Origin of the sequence: Fibrobacter sp. UWB7 (assembly GCF_900142945.1) — a bacterium.
Taxonomy (GTDB): Bacteria; Fibrobacterota; Fibrobacteria; order Fibrobacterales; family Fibrobacteraceae; genus Fibrobacter.
In genome coordinates this window covers 19,034-36,813 of sequence record NZ_FRCO01000005.1, presented here as the reverse complement: position 1 = coordinate 36,813, position 17,780 = coordinate 19,034, and the positions used below count along the sequence as shown (strand labels likewise).

The window sequence follows — 17,780 nt, the reverse complement described above, 5'->3', positions numbered from 1 at the left end:
CCAACAGCTACTTCAGCTTCTCTAAAAATTCCTTAGCGTCGCAGGACTCGACAAGACTTTCGCCGAGCAGTTTCTGCAAGCGCAGCAAGTCATTGCGACCATTGTGTTCAAAGATAACCACTTTCTTGAAGTGGTCGCGGTGGCGCAACAGGAATTCCAGATTGTTGATATCCGTCTTCGGGAAACCATAACCGATAAAGTAAATCTCTTCGGCGTTTTTCAGATAGTAATCCGCCTTGGACCATAGCAAGTTGAAAAGACTCCCACGCAAGAAAGATTCCTTGGCATGCGCCATCGGAATGAAGATGGGAGTGTCTTCGCAGTAGATGGGGAAACTGCGGTCTTGCGGTTCGACTTCGCAAACGTTTTTCAAGTCGAGTTCGTCGCTTGCGCCCTTGACGGGGAACCAGTTGAGAGAACCGTGCAATTTGATAAGGTCTATGGTGCGGTTAGATTTGCCGCGTTTCGCCGAGCGATCAGCAGGGTCGATTTTCACGCCGTAGTCCACAGAAACTTGTTCGCGAAGTTCCTTATCCTTGGCAATCGCAGTTTCAATGAGCGTGTCGTAATTGAACGAGAGCAAAAGCGTTTCGCGAGAACCCGATGCCGAATCGTTTTCACAAGACACCAAAAATTTCTTGAGAATCGCCGACGACGACGCGTCTAACACGTTGTCGCTACGGATAACGCTTGCGATAAAGCGCAAAAGTTCAAAGCGGAGCGACGCATGATAAAGACGCTCACGCTCGCCCGGAAAAATCTGCGCCGAAAGAATAGACGTTGCCAAAGGCTCAATGCCAAGGTAATCGCTATCGCCGTTGCAGAGCGTCAAAAAGCGCTTGCAGTAATCGCGAAAATGCGGAAACTCGTCCGGGATTCCAAAAGGGATAAGTTCGTTCAAGTCGCGGAGCGTGGGCATCTGCGGCGAGAAGGACTTGCTAAAACCAGAACCAAGTACAAAAATACGGCGATAACAATTCGATTGCATCATACCGTTAATGTATAATTTTTAAGCGAAAATGAACTTAAAAATGAAGCCAGCCCGTTTCCATGGCGGTAATGGGCGTAACTTTCACATTGCCTTTTTCAAGGCGTTCAAAAGCAAGCCCCGTCAAGAAGTTCATCCAGCATTTCGGCTGGAACTTCAAATTGCAAAAGTGCGAGAGGCACGGTACAATCCAGGCATCGTGCGTCACGAAGATGTTGAAGCGGGAATCGCCTTTTGCAAACATCATCTCGCGCATCTGTTCGGCGCGTTCATGCAATGGGAAAAAAGCATCGTGCTCGCCGGAATCAAGCCACTCGCAGATACCTTCGTAAAAACCTTCTCGCAAAGTTTGCTCGTATGCAGGCACATCACGGACAAAGAAATCGCCAAGTTCATTCAGCGGCGTGACATTCACCGAGGCGCCCGAGCAAACTCCAAAGCCCGCAAGCTTGCGACCTTCACCAATGCACTTCGCCGTTTCCACGCAACGCCCGACCGGGCTCGAAAAGTACACCGCATCGCCAATCGCAGGAATCACTTTCCCAAGCGCTACCGCCTGGCGACGCCCACAATCCGTAAGCCCCACATGCGCACCAAAGTCCTTATCGTCCGGCGTAATGTGGTTGCGTTCGGCATGGCGCAACAGCAGATAAATTTTAGAGTTCCAGTCAACCTGGGCAAAAAAATCTGAAATTTGTACGAAGTCGTTAGTCATTGTTCGTCAGCCCGCGATTGCAGCAGAAATCGGGATCCACAAAGCGTGTCCGAGCGCAAAACTCAAGATGCCAAGCAAGAATCCGCAGACGATATCCGAAAACCAGTGCACGCCAAAGTACACGCGCAAAAGCCCCCACGTGAGCGGCAACAGCATCATAATCCATCCGTACTGCGGCACGCAATAAAACACCGTGCTTGCCACCGCCAAATTGTTCATCGTATGGCCCGACGGGAAGCTGTACTTGTCAAGCGGCGGGACCTCCGCCTTGATTTGCGGGTTGGCGGCAAACGGGCGCGGACGCTTAGTGCTGAGCTTGACGCCCTCGTAAATGAGAAGGCTCATCGCAAGCGAAACAAGAGCCTGCCACAGAATCGGCAAAAAACTATCCCAGCTCGTTCTCCAAATCAAAAATGCAATGAACAAAGCCCAGATATAGCCATCGCCCAAGCGCACGTAAAAGCGCAACCAGCCATTCACCTTGCGCGAAAAATGGCGATTAGTCCAGTAAACCGAGACGCGATTGTCAAAATCAAAAATTTTCTTCAACATCACGTTAAATGTAGATTTTTACGCTCGCCACACTGCGCCAAAATTCCTATTTTATCAAACGATATAATCTATAAAGGAAATCCCATGCGCGTACTCGTCCTCAACTGCGGCAGCTCTTCTGTAAAATTTGCTGTCATTGATACAAAGACCCAGGAATCCATCGCTAGCGGCCTCGTCGAAAATATCGGCGTGAACGGCCACACCAAGGCCAAGGGTCCTGAAGGCAAGATTGACTTCAACTTCGACTGCCCCACGCATGCCGAAGCTGTGGACCAGGTCAAGAAGTTCCTTGACGCCCAGAAACTCACCGACACGATTGAAGCCATCGGCCACCGCGTCGTGCATGGCGGTAAGTACATCAAGAGCGAAAAGGTCTCTCAGGAAGTCATCGACTACATCCGCAGCATCACGCTCTTTGCCCCGCTCCACGAACCGGCACTCGCTACCGGTATGGAATGCGCCACCAAGTTCTTCCCGGGTCTTCCGCAGGTCGCCGTGTTCGATACGGCTTTCCACCAGACCATGCCGCAGAAGGCTTACCTCTACGGCATCCCGTACAAGTTCTATGAAAACGACGGCATCCGCCGTTACGGTGCACACGGCACAAGCCACCGCTTCGTGACTGCCGAAGCTTGCAAGGTTCTCGGCACCAAGCCCGAAGAAACCTGCCTCATCACGGCTCACCTCGGCAACGGCTCCAGCTGCTCCGCCATCTTGAACGGCCAGTGCGTCGATACCACGATGGGCTTCACACCGCTCGAAGGCCTTATCATGGGTACCCGCTCCGGTAGCCTCGACCCGGCAATCCTCTTCTACATCGCTAAGAAGTACGGTGAAGAATACGGCACCATCGACAAGCTCGACCACCTCGTGAACAAGGAATCCGGCTTGTTGGGCCTCTCTGGACTTTCTAACGACATGCGTACACTCACGCAGGCAGCAAGCGAAGGCAACAAGCAGGCTCAAATCGCTCTCGACGTCTTCTGCTACCGCCTCACCCGCGAAATCGGCGGCATCGCCATGGCTCTCCCGCGCATTGACGCTATCGTCTTCACGGGCGGCATCGGCGAAAACAGCTTCTACGTCCGCAAGCAGGCTCTCGACAACCTGAAGCTCCTCGGCTACCAGGTCGACGAAGAACGCAACCTCAAGAGCGGCAAGGAATCCAACCACCTCATCACGAAGGATGGCACGCCGAAGGCAATCGTCGTTGCAACAAACGAAGAACTCCTCATCGCTCTCGACACCGAAGCACTGGTGAAGTAACGCAAAGCAGAATAGTGAGCAACAAGTCCCATGCGTTAAGCTGGGACGGTTGCGAGAGTGAGCGCCAGCCCTGCACATGTTTTGCAGATTCTAGCGCGAACGGTCAGAAAAAGGCTCCGCGATGCGGAGCCTCTTCTTTTTGAAGACTTTTTCCATTTAATAAAAGAGATACCCGCACGGAGGCGGGCATGACACTCTAGTAACTAATAACTATTGACTAGTAACTGCGCCTCCGGCGCTTACTTAATCGTCCATGTCTGGTTGTTGACGCGGAGGATCTTGCGTCCCTGCACCTGGGCAGAAGCGTTGAGCACTTCAGCCGGGTTCACCGGAAGCTTAGCACTCCAGACCACGCGACCCTTCATGTCCATGATCTTTGCCGTACCGCGCTTTGCCATCACAGCATTCTGCCAGTTCATCTTCGGCTGAGCAAGCTGCGGTTTCAAGCCAATCGGTCTTTCACCAATGATGACATACAGCGGAACCGTCACATTCAACTTATCCGGATCGCTTGCCTTCACGCCAATCGCAAGAATCTGCTTGTCCTTGAACTTGACGCCTTCATTAGCCTTGACCGTAATCACGGAACCCTTCATCGAAATCGAAACGTACTTCAGCAAAGCGTCAGTCTCGTTCGGGGTATAGGTCAATTCATCGCCATCGACATCCGTCACAAGCGTATCCAAATCCCATTTGACTTTCCAGTCGGACTTTTCGGATACATAGATGGTATCGCGATGCAACAGCACAGGCTTGTCGTTTACCGGAGTAATCGTCACGCAGAACTCAAAGCTCTTGGAGCCAGACTTCTTGTCTGTTGCCGTCACGACCACATAAGCCTTGCCCGTAGAATCCTGAACGGAGTTGATTTCAAGGATTCCCTTATCCGTAATCTGAACCTTGAGCTTGCCATCCTTGCTCTTTGCAGAGTAGGTCAGCGGGTCGCCTTCCGGATCCTTGAACCAGGAGGCAATCACAGAACTCGTGTACTTCAAAGTTTTCGAAGTCGGGAAGTCTTCGGTCACAGTCGTATCGAGAGTGCTGGACTTTACGACAACGGTCGGGAGCAAGTTGCGCTTTTCGACCACAATTGTCACGATAGCGGCCTTGGACTTCGTTCCCTTGACAACAGCATAGTAACCAAAGTAATCGACACCTTCATAGCCTTCTTCCGGCACGTACTTGAAGCTACCGTCCTTATTGAATGTCAACGTTCCATGAGCAGGCTTCTGGGCAAGTTCAGCTTCCATACCCTTCGTCACGCCTTCTGGATACTTGTCGTTAGCAAGAACGCCTTCCTTGGCATCCACCGTAAGAGTGCTATCGTTAAACGTGGTGTACTCGTCCTTTACAGCCTGGGCGACATCCTTCGGAGAGACAAGCTTTGCATAAAGCTTCACACCGACGGAATCCTTGCCATCCGAAGCATAGAAGAAGATAGTTGCAAGACCCGTTGCACTAGCCACCGGCTTCAGAGAAATAAAGTAGGTGCTTGTAGTCACGCTATCGACTGTAGCAATAATCTTTGTACCTACAGCCTTATAAGTAAACTTCTGCGTGCCTTCGGTAACTTCACGATCCTTAAAGACCAAGGACTTTGTCGGAATCTTGATCTGTTTTACGGTATCTTCATCGAAGTCCATATCGAGAACAAGCGTATCCTTCAGGAATGCACTATCGGCAACCGTCACGGTCGGCTTGGCGTTGATCGGCACCACGTGGATGACCACAGTACCCTTGTTACTAATCATCGTATGATTTGCAGTTTCCACAAGCACGTAAGTCAACGTGTCATCACCACGGAAATCCTTTTCCGGAGTATAGACGAATGAACCCAACTGGGAGAATTCCGTCAAAACGCCATGCTTGGTAGAATCCACCGGCACAACCAGGAAGTCATCGCCATCCGGATCCGTGTTCATTGCAGCAAGACCGCGCACAATCGGAACAATCAAATCTTCGCCTTCGTTCACTGTATACGACGTATCCAAAGCCACCGGCGGTCTATTGGCATCCTTGATTGTCAAGGCGTACTGGACAAAGACAGATTCAGACTTTCCATCCGTCGCATAAATCGCCACATTGATACTCGTATCCTTTTTAATACCGGTCGGAGTAAAGCGAAGGGTATCATTCAACGTAGCCTTGTCCATCGGAGTCAAGATGGAAATCAACGGAGCAGACATGTCAACGGCAAAAATGAGCTTGTCATTGTCTTCGTCTGCAAAAAGATCTACCAACGGAACCTTGACTGTATCCGTTTCATCAATCTTCAGCACAACGACTTCATCATAAGGAGCAAGCACCGTTGTCGGATGATTTTCTGCAGGAGGATCATCCGGGCATTCCGGGTCACCCGGGCAAACCGGATCAGGTCCCGGACCTTCAGCATCAGCCGTAATGATAACGTTAAACTGAGCCTTTACAGAAGTTCCTTCGCTACTCAAAGCAAAGATATTAAGAGCTAATGCTGTATCGCGTTCAATATTCCTAGAAACAAACACAAGAGTGTCCGCCAAAGTCGGCGCATCAGCCGGCTTGATCTTCGTCAAGATATTGGCAGGCATCGAAGTCGCAATCGTAATCTCTTCATTTTCGCCCGCAGTAAAGACCTTCGAAAGAGGAATCTTCAAGGAATCCGTTTCCTTCATCGTCACGGTCTGAGCCTTGTTATACGGTTCAAGCACCGCGAGAGAGGGCTCTTCAATAACCGATCCGCATTCGCCGAGAGAAATGCCAGAAATCGTAATGACGTTTTTATGCCTAGTGGCATCGCTCGCTTCAAAGCTATTGGCATGGCCAGCCTTATAGCTCATCTGAATGGCTAGCTGTTTAGTCAAGTCCAGCGCGGCAGTTTCGCCCCAGCCTGTTTCCTGAGCAAAATTCTGAAAATCGATATATCTGGAAGTAAATTCCGATGTAGCAGGAAGATCCGTGCCGTAATAATTGTAGTCCGTAATCGTAGACTGCTTCAAGTCCAAACGGAACTGGCGATCTGCCTTATAGGTAACGCAAAGGCCAGAATGAGCCGAAAGGTCTACATCGACATCTTGCTTATTGGTCTGTTTCCATGCAAAACCGAAGCCTGCGACACTGTATTGGTCAGAATTAAGGTCCAATTCTACAGAAAATTGCTTATACCCGTCATCGGTATCAGAAAGGGTACCTTTTGTATTCGGTTCCGGCTGGGCATAGCTAAACCAGTATGCCGGCTGCATGTCATTGCCTTTCTGTTTATCAAAACTCCAAACCGTCGTGCCGGCGAAACCCGTCGTCGCGCCAGCCAACGCCATCACCAAAGATAACGATAGCGATTTCATTATAAAAACTCCTCTAAGATTTCAACACCAAGACCCATCAGGGTAAATCTATATTATCCCGTGAGCTTTGTCACTAGGGGAGCAAAAAAAAAATCATCCCAAATTGTCAAGGGCTTCGAAGCGTTCGTAAGCCTGTTCGAGCAGAGCCTCGTCATCGGCAATTTTTTTCTGGAGTTCCACGATGAGGGTTGCGTTCGTGTAGACTTCGGGCTTGGAAAGTTCCAGCTGGTAGTCGGCAATTTCCTTTTCGAGCTTTTCGATTTTTTCGGGGAGGGCGGCGTATTCGCGCTCTTCGTTGTAGCTGCGCTTTTTCTTTTTCGCAGGCGCGGGGGACGCAGAGGCGGCGCCGGCGCCAGCGTTAGAGCGGGCCTGCTTTTCGGCTTCGCGTTCGGCGGCCAGGCGGGCTGCCTGGGCGGCTTCCTTGTCGCGGAGCTTCTTGTTCGCCTCGTAATCGGAGTAACCGCCAACCGCTTCAAAGACATGACCATCTTCTTCGATGGCGAGGATGCCCGTCGCCACGGAATCGAGGAAGGCACGGTCATGACTGACAGTCAGGACGGTGCCGTTATAGTCCGCCAAAAGTTCTGCCAATAGGTCGAGGGTTTCCATGTCCAAGTCGTTCGTCGGTTCGTCAAGTACCAAGACGTTGCTCGGGTGGCTAAAGAGGCACGCGAGCAAAAGGCGGTTGCGTTCACCGCCACTAAGCGCACTGATCGGGCCGCGGGCGCGATCCGCCGAGAACAAGAAGTCTTGCAAATAACTTAACACATGGCGTTTGACACCGTTCAATGTGATATAAGCCTGACCATCACCGATATTTTCGATGAGCGACTTGTCTTCGCGCAGGCGGGTACGCATCTGGTCAAAATACGCAATATGGAGATTACTGCCCAAACGCACTTCACCCGATTCCGGCTGAAGTTCGCCAAGAATCAAGCGGAGTAGTGTCGTCTTGCCAGAGCCATTCGGCCCCACAATGCCAATGCGGTCACCACGGCTGATTTCTGTCGAGAGGTCGCTAATGAGCGGGCTCCCGTCATAGGAATAGCTCACATTCTTGAGACGCGCAACGAGGCGCCCGGAACGGTCGGCTTCCGTAATCTGCATGTTCACATTGCCTGTACGGGAGCGGCGGGCCGCGCGTTCTTCGCGCATCTTGATGAGGGCGCGGACTCGCCCCTCGTTGCGCGTACGGCGGGCCTGGATGCCCTTGCGAATCCAGACTTCTTCTTCAGCCAATTTCTTATCGAAAAGCGCATTCGCCTTTTCTTCTTCAGCAAGCGCCTGGTCCCTAAACTGTACAAACTTGTCGTACGGGAAATCCCAGCTGCGCACACGACCACGGTCAAGCTCAAAAATACGTGTTGCCGTACGGCGGACAAATGCTCGGTCATGGCTCACAAACATCACTGCGCAATTCAAGCGCGTCACAATCCCTTCCAGCCACTGGATCGCGGGAATGTCCAAATGGTTCGTCGGTTCGTCGAGCAAAAGCAAATCCGGATCTTCAGCCACAGCACGAGCAAAAAGCACACGGCGCTTCTGACCACCGCTCAAGCTGTCGTAAGGCGCATCCGCATCGATGCCCGTCTTCCCGAGAATCGCCTCAGCAGTCGCATTGTGCGCGCCATCGTCCAGAATCTTCTGTGAAATCACAGAACCGCCGCTTACCACGGACACACGCCCCATCACAATGTCGCGAACGGTCCCATCGAGATGAGCCGGGATTTCCTGGATCATGCGGGAGACCTTAAGCCCCGTCTTCTTTACGATTTCGCCGGAATTCGCTTCCATCTCACCGGTCAGCACCTTCAAAAGCGTGCTTTTGCCCTCGCCATTACGACCCACAAGGCAAATGCGGTCGCCAGCCTCAATATCGAACGAGACATTATCCAAAAGCGGCGGACCGCCAAAACGCAGCAAAATATTCTGAACCGACAAAATGGGCATAAAAACCTACTTCTTTTTCACAAAAATAAAAATCTTGCGTTTAAAACTTTTAATGCAAACTTTAAAAAAAAAGGAGATGCCTTTAATTATCTAAATTTGGACGAAATGCGTTTTTTGTCTAAAAAGCTACTAGCACTAGCAGCCTTCGCCGCACCAGCATTTGCAGGAGTTGAAGCCGATTCCACGGACGACTTCCAGCGTTTTTCCGTTGTCCCCATTCTTGGCTATACCGAAGAAACCCGGTACCAGTTCGGGGCAATGGCAATCATATTCTTCAAACCTGAATTTACCGGCGGAAACTCCACCGAGCTAGACCTTTCCTTTTACGGCACAACACGCAAGCAAGTTACGGGTTCTGTATCACCCAAGTTCTTCTTGTTGAACGATCGAATTTCAGGAGATGTCGACCTCCATTACGAAAACTGGGTCGGCAATTACTTTGGTAGAGGCAACGATCCCGACATCGACGACTACCGCAAGTTCGACCGCCACACATTCTATTTTACATCCTTAACCGAAGCCAATTTTGGTACAAAGCAATGGCTTCCGGACTTCCGCTACGGGCTATTTTTCGAGATAAACAGCACCGAGATTGACCTCAACCGGTACAATTACCACGGGACTCTCAATCGCCCTGAAAACACAGACGGCTGGAGAAACGGCGTAGGCTACCATCTTTCCATAGACTCCCGCGACAACACCAACTGGGCTCGGCATGGTTACCTTGTACAATGGGGACACTACTTTTATAACAAAGCCTTAGGCGACTACAATTTCACCCATCAGGAACTCGATGTCCGCGGCTATACAGAATTCATCTGGAATACGTCCATGGCTGTCGGTTTCCTCTGGCAACGCATCGACGGAGACGCTCCTTTTGACAAACTTGCAGGCTCGGACGGGCTCAAGCGGTTCCGAGGCGTCGAAAAGAACTTCTTCTACGGCAACCAGGCGATGTTTTTACAAGTGGAATTCCGCAAGAAACTGTTCTGGCGACTCGCCGGTGACATTTTCTTCGAAGGCGGAAAAACGGGCGATTACTTTAGCGACCTTATGCGTAACAAGTGGCACAGGAGCTTGGGCTTCGGGGGGCGGTTGGCGCTCAACCAGAAAGAAAACCTGTATGCCCGCTGCGAATTTTCATGGGTCGATTTCAAGCACCTCGGCATGACGATGTACGTCCGCGACGCCTTCTAGTGGGTAGACACTAGTCAATAGTTATTAGTTTCTGGGGATAAAAAAAGCGGATGCAAACCCGAGAGCCTGCATCCGCCATTTTGAGATAGAATAATCAACGGTTTAAGGATTAGTCCTTAACGCTGTTCCAGTCCAAGACACCCTTCTTCAAGAGGTAGATGTAACCGGCTTCGAGAATCAGGAGGAAGCCGAGGAGGATGAACAGCAATTCCCAGCCGCCAGCGAGGAACTGGATGGTCCAGGGATAAATAAAGGCGACTTCGAGGTCAAACACCAAGAAGAGCATAGCCACCATGTAATATTTTACCGGATAGCGCTCGTTTGCCGTACCGGAAACGTGAGCAAGGCCACATTCGTAAGCAGAACCCTTAATAAGGGTATGCTTGATCTTGCCCGGGTGCAAAACCCAGTTGGCGACGAGAAGAACTGTGGGGATGCAGAGAGCCATGATCACAAGGATCGTCATGGCGAAGGTGGTGTCGAAAATTTCAACATTGCTCATAGTGATTCCAAAGATAGTAAAAAAGTTTTTGCTACAGCAAACCATTTTTGTAAACTATATTTGGTAATCATGAAGAAAAATCTCCTTTCTTTCGTTATTGTAGGGGCCTCCACCCTCTTTTTCGGCTGTTCGGACGATCCAAGTCCAATGGCACCTCCTGTCTCCATCATTAGTTCTTCCTCTGTCGTTTCGCCAACATCGTCCTCCATTTCCAATCCGGGAGATTCTACGATTGTCATCGGCGTCAGAGACACAACTGAAAAGCACCAGACAGTAACCGTTCCCAGTCAATCGAGCGTCCAGCACCCTGACATGGTGGACGAAAGCCAGACGTTCTGCATCTGGACCGCAGGTTGCGAAGCTACGGTGAAGCCGCCTTCATCCTCCTCCAAGGCAACACCGGTTGCAAAGAGTTCCTCCAGCAATAACGGCATTACCATCGACACGCCCGAAAACAAGGAACCCGTCGTCCAAGGTCTCCAGATGACCGACACGCGTGACAACCAGACTTACACCCTTATTCAAGTTGGCACAAAGCTCTGGATGGCACAGGACATCAATTACGCTATCGCCAACAGCGAATGCTACAACGAATCCGACGCCAACTGCGCAACAAACGGAAGACTTTACACATTCAACGGCGCCCAGAAGGCATGCCCGACCGGTTGGCGCCTCCCGAGCCGCGAAGAAGCTCAAACAGCTATTAACAACGAAGCTATGCCTTGGAGCTATAGCGGACGCTGCAAGGACGGCGACTGCAACTTCATGGGTGACATGGGCTTCCACTGGACATCCGGAACTCCGGAATCCGGCGACAAGAAATTCGACGAAAACGGCGGAACAAACGGAGCACTCATCATCGTGGAGAAATCTCCCGAATATGTCAAGGACAAGGAAGGCGAAGATAGATTGTTCTTCCAGGTCGACTCCAAGACAAAGCGCTTCAGCGTCCGCTGCGTCCAGGATTAACCAACGATTTTCCTCCTTACAACAAAGACTCCGCGCGAGCGGAGTCTTTTCCTTTTTCAGCAAGAACCGCCCCCTCAACTTTACTAAATTCCCTCTTATGCTACGTTCAAAGTACCAGATGCTCACGGACTCGCTTTCCGAGAACATTTTCAAGACGAGGACCCAGGCCAACCCGATCATGCTGGTGGTGCTCGCCTATCTTCTGCTCATCGCGATTGGCACCGGACTTTTAAGTCTCCCCGCATCCACCACTCGCCCCATAGATTTTATCGAAGCCTTTTTCACATCGATGTCTGCCGTCTGCGTCACCGGGCTTTCCGTTGTCGATATTTCTTCTACATATACAGATACAGGCCACTGGTTCATCATCGTCCTCATGCAGCTTGGCGGACTCGGTATCATGACCGCATCTACAACACTTATCTTGCTTGCCGGCATGCATCCAGGATTTAGCCACCAGTCCGTATTCTTCTCCGAATTCACGCAAGAAGGAAACATCGACGCAGGTCGCATCCTCAAGGCAGTCATCCCATTTACATTTGTTCTGGAACTCATCGGCGGCACCGTCTACTTCACGCAGTTCGAATCTATGGAAATGTACGACCGCATTTTGTGCTCTGTTTTCCAGGCAGTCAGTTCATTCTGCGGTGTAGGATTTACGTTGTTCCCCAACTCGCTCGAAGGTTTCCAGTACAACCCCGTCATGAACATCACCACCTGCATCCTCGTACTGGCAGGCGGTTTCGGATTTTTAGCCATTGCAGAGCTGCGCTACATCTTCGACTTCAGCCACAAGGAAATCCGCCGCGTTTCTTTGCACACCCGCATTGCGACTTACGGCACCATTATCGTCATCCTCGCAAGCATTCTCGTCTTCTCGTTCACCGAATGGAACAACCTCTTTAGCGGACACACCATAGGCGAGAACGCGCAATCCGTATTATTCATGGCGTTCACAAGCCGCACGGCAGGACTCAACTCCTTGAACATTCCAGACCTCACGCAAGCATCGCTATTTTTCTTTATCATCATCATGTTCATTGGTGCAAACCCTGGTAGCTGTGGTGGTGGCATCAAGATTACAACCGCAGCAGTCATCGGGCTTTTGGGCATAAATAGACTCCTCGGCAGAGAAAAGACTCAAGTCATGGGTCGCACCATCCCGAACAACACCGTCGATAAGGCAATTCGAATTTTCGTCGTCGCCATGGTTGTGATTGCTGCAGCAACGCTCATCCTCCTCTGCACCGAAATCCCTTCCGGCACAGCCTACTCCGCCAACAGCACGCCATTCCTCAAAATTCTGTTCGAAGTCGTGAGCGCTTATGCCACATGCGGACTTTCGATGGGACTTACCGAAGAACTCACCACGGTCGGGAAAATCGTCATCTGCTGCGTGATGTTCATCGGACGAATGGGACCATTGTTCCTGATTTCGGCAGTCGCAGGCAAGCTTCAGGACACCGCTTATTACGCCGAAGAAGATATAATGGTCGGTTAACTTAATACTATATTTAAATTATGGCTTCTAGACAATTCGTGATTATCGGTCTTGGGAATTCGGCAAACTACCTTGCCCGTCATTTGACATCGCTCGGTCATGACATCATGGTCATCGACTCTCATCCCGAAAAAGTCCAAGACTTCGCCAGCATGGTCTCGCAAGCCGTTGTCGCCGACAGCACCCGCAAAAAGCAGCTCGCCTCCATCCCGTCATTAACCAAGGCGGATAGCGTTATCGTCTGCATCGGTAGTAACCTGGAAGCATCCCTCCTCACCATCCTGAACCTAAAGGAACTCGGAGTCAAGCACATCATCGCAAAGTCGAGCAGTGCCGAACACACGAGCATTTTGGAAAAGCTTGGCGTTACAGATATTTTCCACCCGGAACGCGACGCTGCCATAAGCCTTGCCGAACGCTTGAACCGCCCGAACATGGTCGACTTCCTTCCGTTCATGGAAGGCTATTCCATCGTGGAACTTGTCTGTCCCAAGCAGTTTATCGGTAAAACTCTTAAGACGCTGTCGCTCACGCACAAGTACGGCGTGCAGGTGATCGCCATTCGCGATCCGCAGGAGCCAACGCCTAAAATCGGTAACATTGCAGATGTCATCTTGCAAGAAGACGACGTGCTGTTCATCATCGGGCCAAACGAAGCTCTCGACAAATTAAAGGACTAGTTTAATCCGCCCTCTCCGACCGCGCACTTGTCGCACAGTCCGAACATATAGAGCGAAGTCCCCTGCAAAGTAAAGCCTGCAGGAATCATTTGCGTGCAATCTGGCGGCGCTATAAAGATATCATAGACCTTGCCGCATTTCTTGCACTTGAAATGGCTATGCGGAGAGCAGTCCGCATCGTAGCGCAAGAAGCCGTCGCCAAAATCGAGTGAAATCGCCAAGTCATTTTCGAGCAACAGTTCCAATGTATTGTAGACCGTCGTGCGCGAAAGCGACGGGTATTTTGGCAAAAGCGCCATATAGATTTCATCGACCGTCGGGTGCGTCTTGACTCCCCGCAGGTAATGGTAGACACAAACCCTCTGCAGCGAAGGCCTAATGCCGTGATCCTTGAGTATGCTTGCTGTATCCTGCATATCACACCCCTTTTCCTCAAACATTCCATAAAAAAGCGGTCCCGCACGCTTTTGAGACGTCCGGAACCGCACCACACTCCAATCTTACTTGAAGTAGCGACCGAGCAAGCCCTGGAAAGCAGAGCCGTGACGGGCCTCGTCCTTGCACATTTCATGAACAGTGTCATGGATAGCATCGTAACCGAGTTCCTTGGCGCGCTTTGCAAGAGCAAGCTTACCCTCAGTTGCTCCCGCTTCGGCAGCAACGCGAAGTTCCAGGTTCTTCTTGGTGTCGGCATAGACGACTTCGCCCAAGAGTTCTGCAAACTTGGCAGCATGTTCAGCTTCTTCGAAAGCAATGCGCTTATAAGCTTCTGCCACTTCCGGGAATCCTTCGCGGTCCGCCTGACGGCTCATCGCAAGGTACATGCCCACTTCGGTACATTCACCCGCGAAATTTTCACGGAGGCCCTGCACCACTTCGGCATCTAAGCCCTGAGCGACACCGACCTTGTGTTCGTCAGCCCAGACAATCTTCCCTGCAGCAGGCGTTTCCACCTTTTCGAAGAACTTGCTCTTCGGAGCGTGGCACTGCGGGCATTCTTCCGGAGCTTCCGGACCCATGTGAACGTAACCGCAAACTTTGCAAACCCAGACCTTCATATCTTCTCCTTTTCCGCTATGCGGAATTTGATGAAATATTACAAAAACTCATTTAATTTTGTTCTTATTTTTGTAACAATTACAAATATATAATTATTTCAACAAAAGTCAATAGCTTGAAGAAAAAAAATTTAATCATCGCATTTCGCCAGATTCTACCAAATCGACAGCATAAAAAAAACGACCCGTTCGGGTCGATTTAGCGCTTTTAGCTTTTTTTGGAATTTTAGAAAGCAGCTGCTTCCGGAGCTTTTTCGCGAGCACGCTTGGCTTCGCTTTCCGTAGCGAGCTGGCGGTGCGTTACAGAACCTACTGCATAATAGCGATTACCCTTCTGGATCACCGCGGTATAAGCATCGAGAGCCTTCACCGAGAACCATTCCTGGTAGAGATTATGCACATTTTCTTTAAGGTTCGAAAGTTCGCTAATAGCCGGCGCACCAGACGCCTTGCCATACTTGAGCGTAAACTGGTCAGACATATAGGCGACAGCTTCAAAAGTCTTGCTCAAGCGAGCACGTTCGACACGACCTGTACGGATTTCAAAGGCATAGAACTTATCATTCTTATTGAAAATGAAGTCAACCTGAACTGGCAGTTCGCCGAACATATAAACAGGAATCACCACGCGTTCGCCAATGCCCGTCTGACCGTAAGGTTCGTAACCTTTTTTCATCATTTCTTCGATAACGGTTTCACGAGCGGCCCCAAATGGAATGCCAGCAAAATTATTCTGAGACTGCGCTTGCACATGAAGCGAAAGCACAAGAATCAAAAAAGTTATGACAATTCCGAACTTGGACACGATTGACTCCTCTAGATATTGTAAAAGATAGTAAACTTTTTCTAAGTAAGCAAAAAATTTTCATAAAAAAAAGTTTTTTTGGTCCAAAATTTATATTTGGTCACATGTCAAGCACGTTTGGAAAGATATTTTCTGTCACAACATGGGGTGAATCCCATGGTCCTGCTGTCGGAGCCGTCCTCGATGGATGCCCCGCCGGCCTCCCAATCACCGAAGAAATGATTCAGGCAGAACTGAATCGCAGGCGCCCGGGCCAGGGCAAACTGACGACTCCCCGTAACGAAAAAGATACGGTGAAGATTCTTTCTGGCGTTTTCGAAGGCAAAACAACTGGCACGCCCATCTCGTTTGTCGTATTTAATGAAGACCAGCATAGCAAGGACTATGCCGACATCGCCAAGTGGTACAGACCGGGGCACGCAGACCTCTGCTACGACCTCAAGTACGGGTTCCGCGATTACCGAGGCGGAGGCAGAAGCTCTGCCCGCGAGACCATCGGTCGCGTAGCCGCAGGCGCCGTCGCGAAAGCATTCCTCAAGACCGTCGCAGGTACGGAATTTCTCTCGTGGGTTTCTTCCGTCGGTACAGTCGATGGAACCACGCCCGACTTGAACACACTAACGCTTGACCAGATTGAAGCTTCCCCCGTCCGCTGCCCGGATGCTGACGCCAGCGCCAAGATGGAACAGGCTATCCTGGAGGCGAAGTCCAAGGGCGATAGCATCGGTGGGACCGTAGCGCTTCTCGTGAAAAACGTTCCGGCAGCCCTCGGCGAACCGGTATTCGACAGGCTTGACGCCCTCCTTGCTCAGGCAATGCTTTCCATACCGGCATGCAAGGGATTTGAAATCGGCAGTGGCTTTGCTGCAGCACGCATGCACGGCAGCGAGCACAATGATGAAATTTACGTAGAAGGCAACACCTACCACACGCGTACAAACAACGCGGGTGGTAGCCTTGGCGGCATCTCTAACGGTGAACCGATTTACTGCCGCATGGCATTCAAGCCGACCGCCACGATTTCGCAGTTGCAAAAGACCGCCGGCCGCGGTTACGAGAATGGAGAACTTGCCGCCAAGGGAAGGCACGATCCTTGTGTTGCCGTCCGCGCTCCCGTGATTGTCGAAAGCATGGCAGCCCTCGTCCTCGCGGATTTGTACTTGCAGCAAAAGCGCAACTGCTTGTAAAGCTATGTGCAACTTCGGCTTGTCCCCCCGGACTGTCATCCCGGATTTATTGTGCAAGCACAAGGCCCTTCGGCTCAGCTATGTCAAAGATTAAAATCTTTGACGCAGCGTTCGCCTCGTTCGCCTTTCCGGGGTCGCCATCTCGCTTATGAAAAGGCGATGCCGGAACGGAGTCCGGCATGACATGCATCGAGGCACTGCTAATGATATACACAACGAAGCCTTTCCGTCTTGCAGCAGCCGCAATCTACCGGATTGCGTACAAGCTACACCACAAATTATTTTTGCGGCCACAACCGCCCATTAAGACTCCCGTCATCATCGTCGGGAGTTACCTAGCAGGCGGCGCCGGAAAGACTCCGTTCACCATCTGGCTTGCAAAGCGTCTTCAAGAACAAGGTAAAAAAGTCGCGGTTCTTTGCCACAACGCCGCATGGGACGAATTTATCTTGTTGCAAAACAGCCTCTCGCACAGCGCAAAGGTCATCGCGACCAGCAACCGCTATTCGACCGCCAAAGAAATTCAGGACAAATTCGACATCATCCTCTGCGACGACGGATTCGAAGATTCGCGCTTTACAGGTGCCCACCGCATTTGCCTTGACTGGGAAGAACCGCCCACGTCTTGGACAAAGCTTTGGCCCGCAGGGCCGTTCCGCAGTTTAAAGCAGGACCACGACGAAAGCGAAATCATCCATCTTGATTGCGTAGGCAACAACGGACATTGCGTCAATTCGCCCGCCATCAATTTTTCCATCGAGTCCATCACAAACTTTGCAGCGGGCAAACCGCTTACCGCTACAGCCATTTGCGGGCTCGGCAATCCCAAGCGATTCGTCGAAGACATCCGTGCATTCGGAATAAATGTCGAAAAAGCAATCGTCCGCCGCGATCACGACAAACGATTCCATCAAATCGTCCAAGCGGAACTTGCGCAAGACAAAGACATCGTCATTTCGCAAAAAGATGCGTGCCGTTTGCAGCAGTCGCTCCTCGCCCATCCAAAGCTCCACACCGCTATACAAAAAATAACAGTCTCCGACAACATCCTAAAAAAATTGCTCTAGCCGTAAATTTTTGAGCAAAACTT

At 50.9% G+C, this 17,780-nt stretch carries 16 protein-coding genes; 7 read left to right on the top strand and 9 right to left on the bottom strand.

What is annotated here, in order from left to right; translation table 11 throughout:
- Nucleotides 1-7 precede the first annotated feature (7 nt).
- Genes BUC30_RS12775 through BUC30_RS12765 form a run of 3 tightly spaced genes read right to left on the bottom strand, consistent with a single transcriptional unit; the run spans nucleotide 8 to nucleotide 2,255 of the window.
- Nucleotides 8-991: an SIR2 family protein gene (locus BUC30_RS12775; protein ID WP_073425264.1), complete on the bottom strand. Its 984-nt coding sequence runs from the start codon at nucleotides 989-991 to the stop codon at nucleotides 8-10.
- Between the two features lie 34 nt (nucleotides 992-1,025).
- Nucleotides 1,026-1,703 (bottom strand): histidine phosphatase family protein, encoded by a 678-nt coding sequence (locus tag BUC30_RS12770; RefSeq protein WP_073425263.1) that lies wholly within the window; start codon nucleotides 1,701-1,703, stop codon nucleotides 1,026-1,028.
- Nucleotides 1,704-1,709: 6 nt separating this feature from the next.
- Nucleotides 1,710-2,255 carry a phosphatase PAP2 family protein gene (locus BUC30_RS12765; RefSeq protein WP_073425262.1) on the bottom strand — a complete coding sequence of 182 codons (546 nt, stop codon included), beginning with the start codon at nucleotides 2,253-2,255 and terminating at the stop codon, nucleotides 1,710-1,712.
- Between the two features lie 84 nt (nucleotides 2,256-2,339).
- On the opposite strand from BUC30_RS12765, the gene BUC30_RS12760 reads away from it, so the two are divergent.
- Nucleotides 2,340-3,521 carry an acetate/propionate family kinase gene (locus BUC30_RS12760; RefSeq protein ID WP_073425260.1) on the top strand — a complete coding sequence of 394 codons (1,182 nt, stop codon included), beginning with the start codon at nucleotides 2,340-2,342 and terminating at the stop codon, nucleotides 3,519-3,521.
- 239 nt (nucleotides 3,522-3,760) lie between these two features.
- On the opposite strand, the gene BUC30_RS12755 is transcribed toward BUC30_RS12760, so the two are convergent.
- Both BUC30_RS12755 and BUC30_RS12750 read right to left on the bottom strand, forming a co-directional pair.
- On the bottom strand, nucleotides 3,761-6,841 hold the full coding sequence (locus tag BUC30_RS12755) for an Ig-like domain-containing protein (RefSeq protein ID WP_073425259.1): 3,081 nt from the start codon (nucleotides 6,839-6,841) through the stop codon (nucleotides 3,761-3,763).
- A 93-nt stretch (nucleotides 6,842-6,934) separates the two neighbouring features.
- Nucleotides 6,935-8,791 (bottom strand): ATP-binding cassette domain-containing protein, encoded by a 1,857-nt coding sequence (locus BUC30_RS12750; protein WP_073425257.1) that lies wholly within the window; start codon nucleotides 8,789-8,791, stop codon nucleotides 6,935-6,937.
- Between the two features lie 105 nt (nucleotides 8,792-8,896).
- On the opposite strand from BUC30_RS12750, the gene BUC30_RS12745 reads away from it, so the two are divergent.
- Complete coding sequence (locus tag BUC30_RS12745) at nucleotides 8,897-9,988, top strand: BamA/TamA family outer membrane protein (RefSeq protein ID WP_073442641.1); 1,092 nt, start codon at nucleotides 8,897-8,899, stop codon at nucleotides 9,986-9,988.
- A 109-nt stretch (nucleotides 9,989-10,097) separates the two neighbouring features.
- On the opposite strand, the gene BUC30_RS12740 is transcribed toward BUC30_RS12745, so the two are convergent.
- On the bottom strand, nucleotides 10,098-10,490 hold the full coding sequence (locus BUC30_RS12740; protein ID WP_073425255.1) for an NADH-quinone oxidoreductase subunit A: 393 nt from the start codon (nucleotides 10,488-10,490) through the stop codon (nucleotides 10,098-10,100).
- 147 nt (nucleotides 10,491-10,637) lie between these two features.
- Here BUC30_RS12740 and BUC30_RS12735 point away from each other — a divergent pair, with 147 nt between their 5' ends.
- From BUC30_RS12735 to BUC30_RS12725, 3 genes are all read left to right on the top strand, one after another.
- Nucleotides 10,638-11,459, top strand: coding sequence for an FISUMP domain-containing protein (locus BUC30_RS12735; protein ID WP_244536639.1), 822 nt, complete (start codon nucleotides 10,638-10,640; stop codon nucleotides 11,457-11,459).
- 97 nt (nucleotides 11,460-11,556) lie between these two features.
- Nucleotides 11,557-12,960, top strand: a complete 1,404-nt coding sequence (locus BUC30_RS12730; RefSeq protein ID WP_073425252.1) for a TrkH family potassium uptake protein — start codon at nucleotides 11,557-11,559, stop codon at nucleotides 12,958-12,960.
- 20 nt (nucleotides 12,961-12,980) lie between these two features.
- Nucleotides 12,981-13,640 carry a potassium channel family protein gene (locus tag BUC30_RS12725; RefSeq protein ID WP_073425250.1) on the top strand — a complete coding sequence of 220 codons (660 nt, stop codon included), beginning with the start codon at nucleotides 12,981-12,983 and terminating at the stop codon, nucleotides 13,638-13,640.
- Here the strand turns inward: BUC30_RS12725 and BUC30_RS12720 are convergent.
- The 3 genes from BUC30_RS12720 to BUC30_RS12710 form a co-directional block, all read right to left on the bottom strand.
- Complete coding sequence (locus tag BUC30_RS12720) at nucleotides 13,637-14,056, bottom strand: Fur family transcriptional regulator (protein WP_073425249.1); 420 nt, start codon at nucleotides 14,054-14,056, stop codon at nucleotides 13,637-13,639. The two genes, BUC30_RS12725 and BUC30_RS12720, sit on opposite strands and share 4 nt — an antisense overlap.
- Nucleotides 14,057-14,140: 84 nt before the next feature.
- The gene (locus tag BUC30_RS12715) at nucleotides 14,141-14,698 is read right to left on the bottom strand and encodes an NADH peroxidase (RefSeq protein ID WP_073425247.1); all 558 of its coding nucleotides are present in this window, start codon (nucleotides 14,696-14,698) and stop codon (nucleotides 14,141-14,143) included.
- Nucleotides 14,699-14,924: 226 nt separating this feature from the next.
- The gene (locus tag BUC30_RS12710) at nucleotides 14,925-15,503 is read right to left on the bottom strand and encodes a hypothetical protein (protein WP_073425246.1); all 579 of its coding nucleotides are present in this window, start codon (nucleotides 15,501-15,503) and stop codon (nucleotides 14,925-14,927) included.
- A gap of 104 nt (nucleotides 15,504-15,607) precedes the next feature.
- Here BUC30_RS12710 and aroC point away from each other — a divergent pair, with 104 nt between their 5' ends.
- Complete coding sequence (gene aroC, locus BUC30_RS12705; protein ID WP_073425244.1) at nucleotides 15,608-16,690, top strand: chorismate synthase; 1,083 nt, start codon at nucleotides 15,608-15,610, stop codon at nucleotides 16,688-16,690.
- A gap of 203 nt (nucleotides 16,691-16,893) precedes the next feature.
- Nucleotides 16,894-17,757: a tetraacyldisaccharide 4'-kinase gene (locus tag BUC30_RS12700; RefSeq protein WP_073442638.1), complete on the top strand. Its 864-nt coding sequence runs from the start codon at nucleotides 16,894-16,896 to the stop codon at nucleotides 17,755-17,757.
- Nucleotides 17,758-17,780: the final 23 nt, after the last annotated feature.

Coding starts and splice junctions, on each gene's coding strand:
- BUC30_RS12745 (WP_073442641.1), top strand. CDS start 8,897: ATGCGTTTTTTGTCTAAAAAGCTACTAGCACTAGCAGCCTTCGCCGCA.
- BUC30_RS12730 (WP_073425252.1), top strand. CDS start 11,557: ATGCTACGTTCAAAGTACCAGATGCTCACGGACTCGCTTTCCGAGAAC.
- BUC30_RS12755 (WP_073425259.1), bottom strand. CDS start 6,841: ATGAAATCGCTATCGTTATCTTTGGTGATGGCGTTGGCTGGCGCGACG.
- BUC30_RS12735 (WP_244536639.1), top strand. CDS start 10,638: ATGGCACCTCCTGTCTCCATCATTAGTTCTTCCTCTGTCGTTTCGCCA.
- BUC30_RS12700 (WP_073442638.1), top strand. CDS start 16,894: ATGATATACACAACGAAGCCTTTCCGTCTTGCAGCAGCCGCAATCTAC.
- BUC30_RS12765 (WP_073425262.1), bottom strand. CDS start 2,255: ATGTTGAAGAAAATTTTTGATTTTGACAATCGCGTCTCGGTTTACTGG.
- BUC30_RS12760 (WP_073425260.1), top strand. CDS start 2,340: ATGCGCGTACTCGTCCTCAACTGCGGCAGCTCTTCTGTAAAATTTGCT.
- BUC30_RS12740 (WP_073425255.1), bottom strand. CDS start 10,490: ATGAGCAATGTTGAAATTTTCGACACCACCTTCGCCATGACGATCCTT.
- BUC30_RS12750 (WP_073425257.1), bottom strand. CDS start 8,791: ATGCCCATTTTGTCGGTTCAGAATATTTTGCTGCGTTTTGGCGGTCCG.
- BUC30_RS12715 (WP_073425247.1), bottom strand. CDS start 14,698: ATGAAGGTCTGGGTTTGCAAAGTTTGCGGTTACGTTCACATGGGTCCG.
- BUC30_RS12775 (WP_073425264.1), bottom strand. CDS start 991: ATGATGCAATCGAATTGTTATCGCCGTATTTTTGTACTTGGTTCTGGT.
- aroC (WP_073425244.1), top strand. CDS start 15,608: ATGTCAAGCACGTTTGGAAAGATATTTTCTGTCACAACATGGGGTGAA.
- BUC30_RS12725 (WP_073425250.1), top strand. CDS start 12,981: ATGGCTTCTAGACAATTCGTGATTATCGGTCTTGGGAATTCGGCAAAC.
- BUC30_RS12720 (WP_073425249.1), bottom strand. CDS start 14,056: ATGCAGGATACAGCAAGCATACTCAAGGATCACGGCATTAGGCCTTCG.
- BUC30_RS12770 (WP_073425263.1), bottom strand. CDS start 1,703: ATGACTAACGACTTCGTACAAATTTCAGATTTTTTTGCCCAGGTTGAC.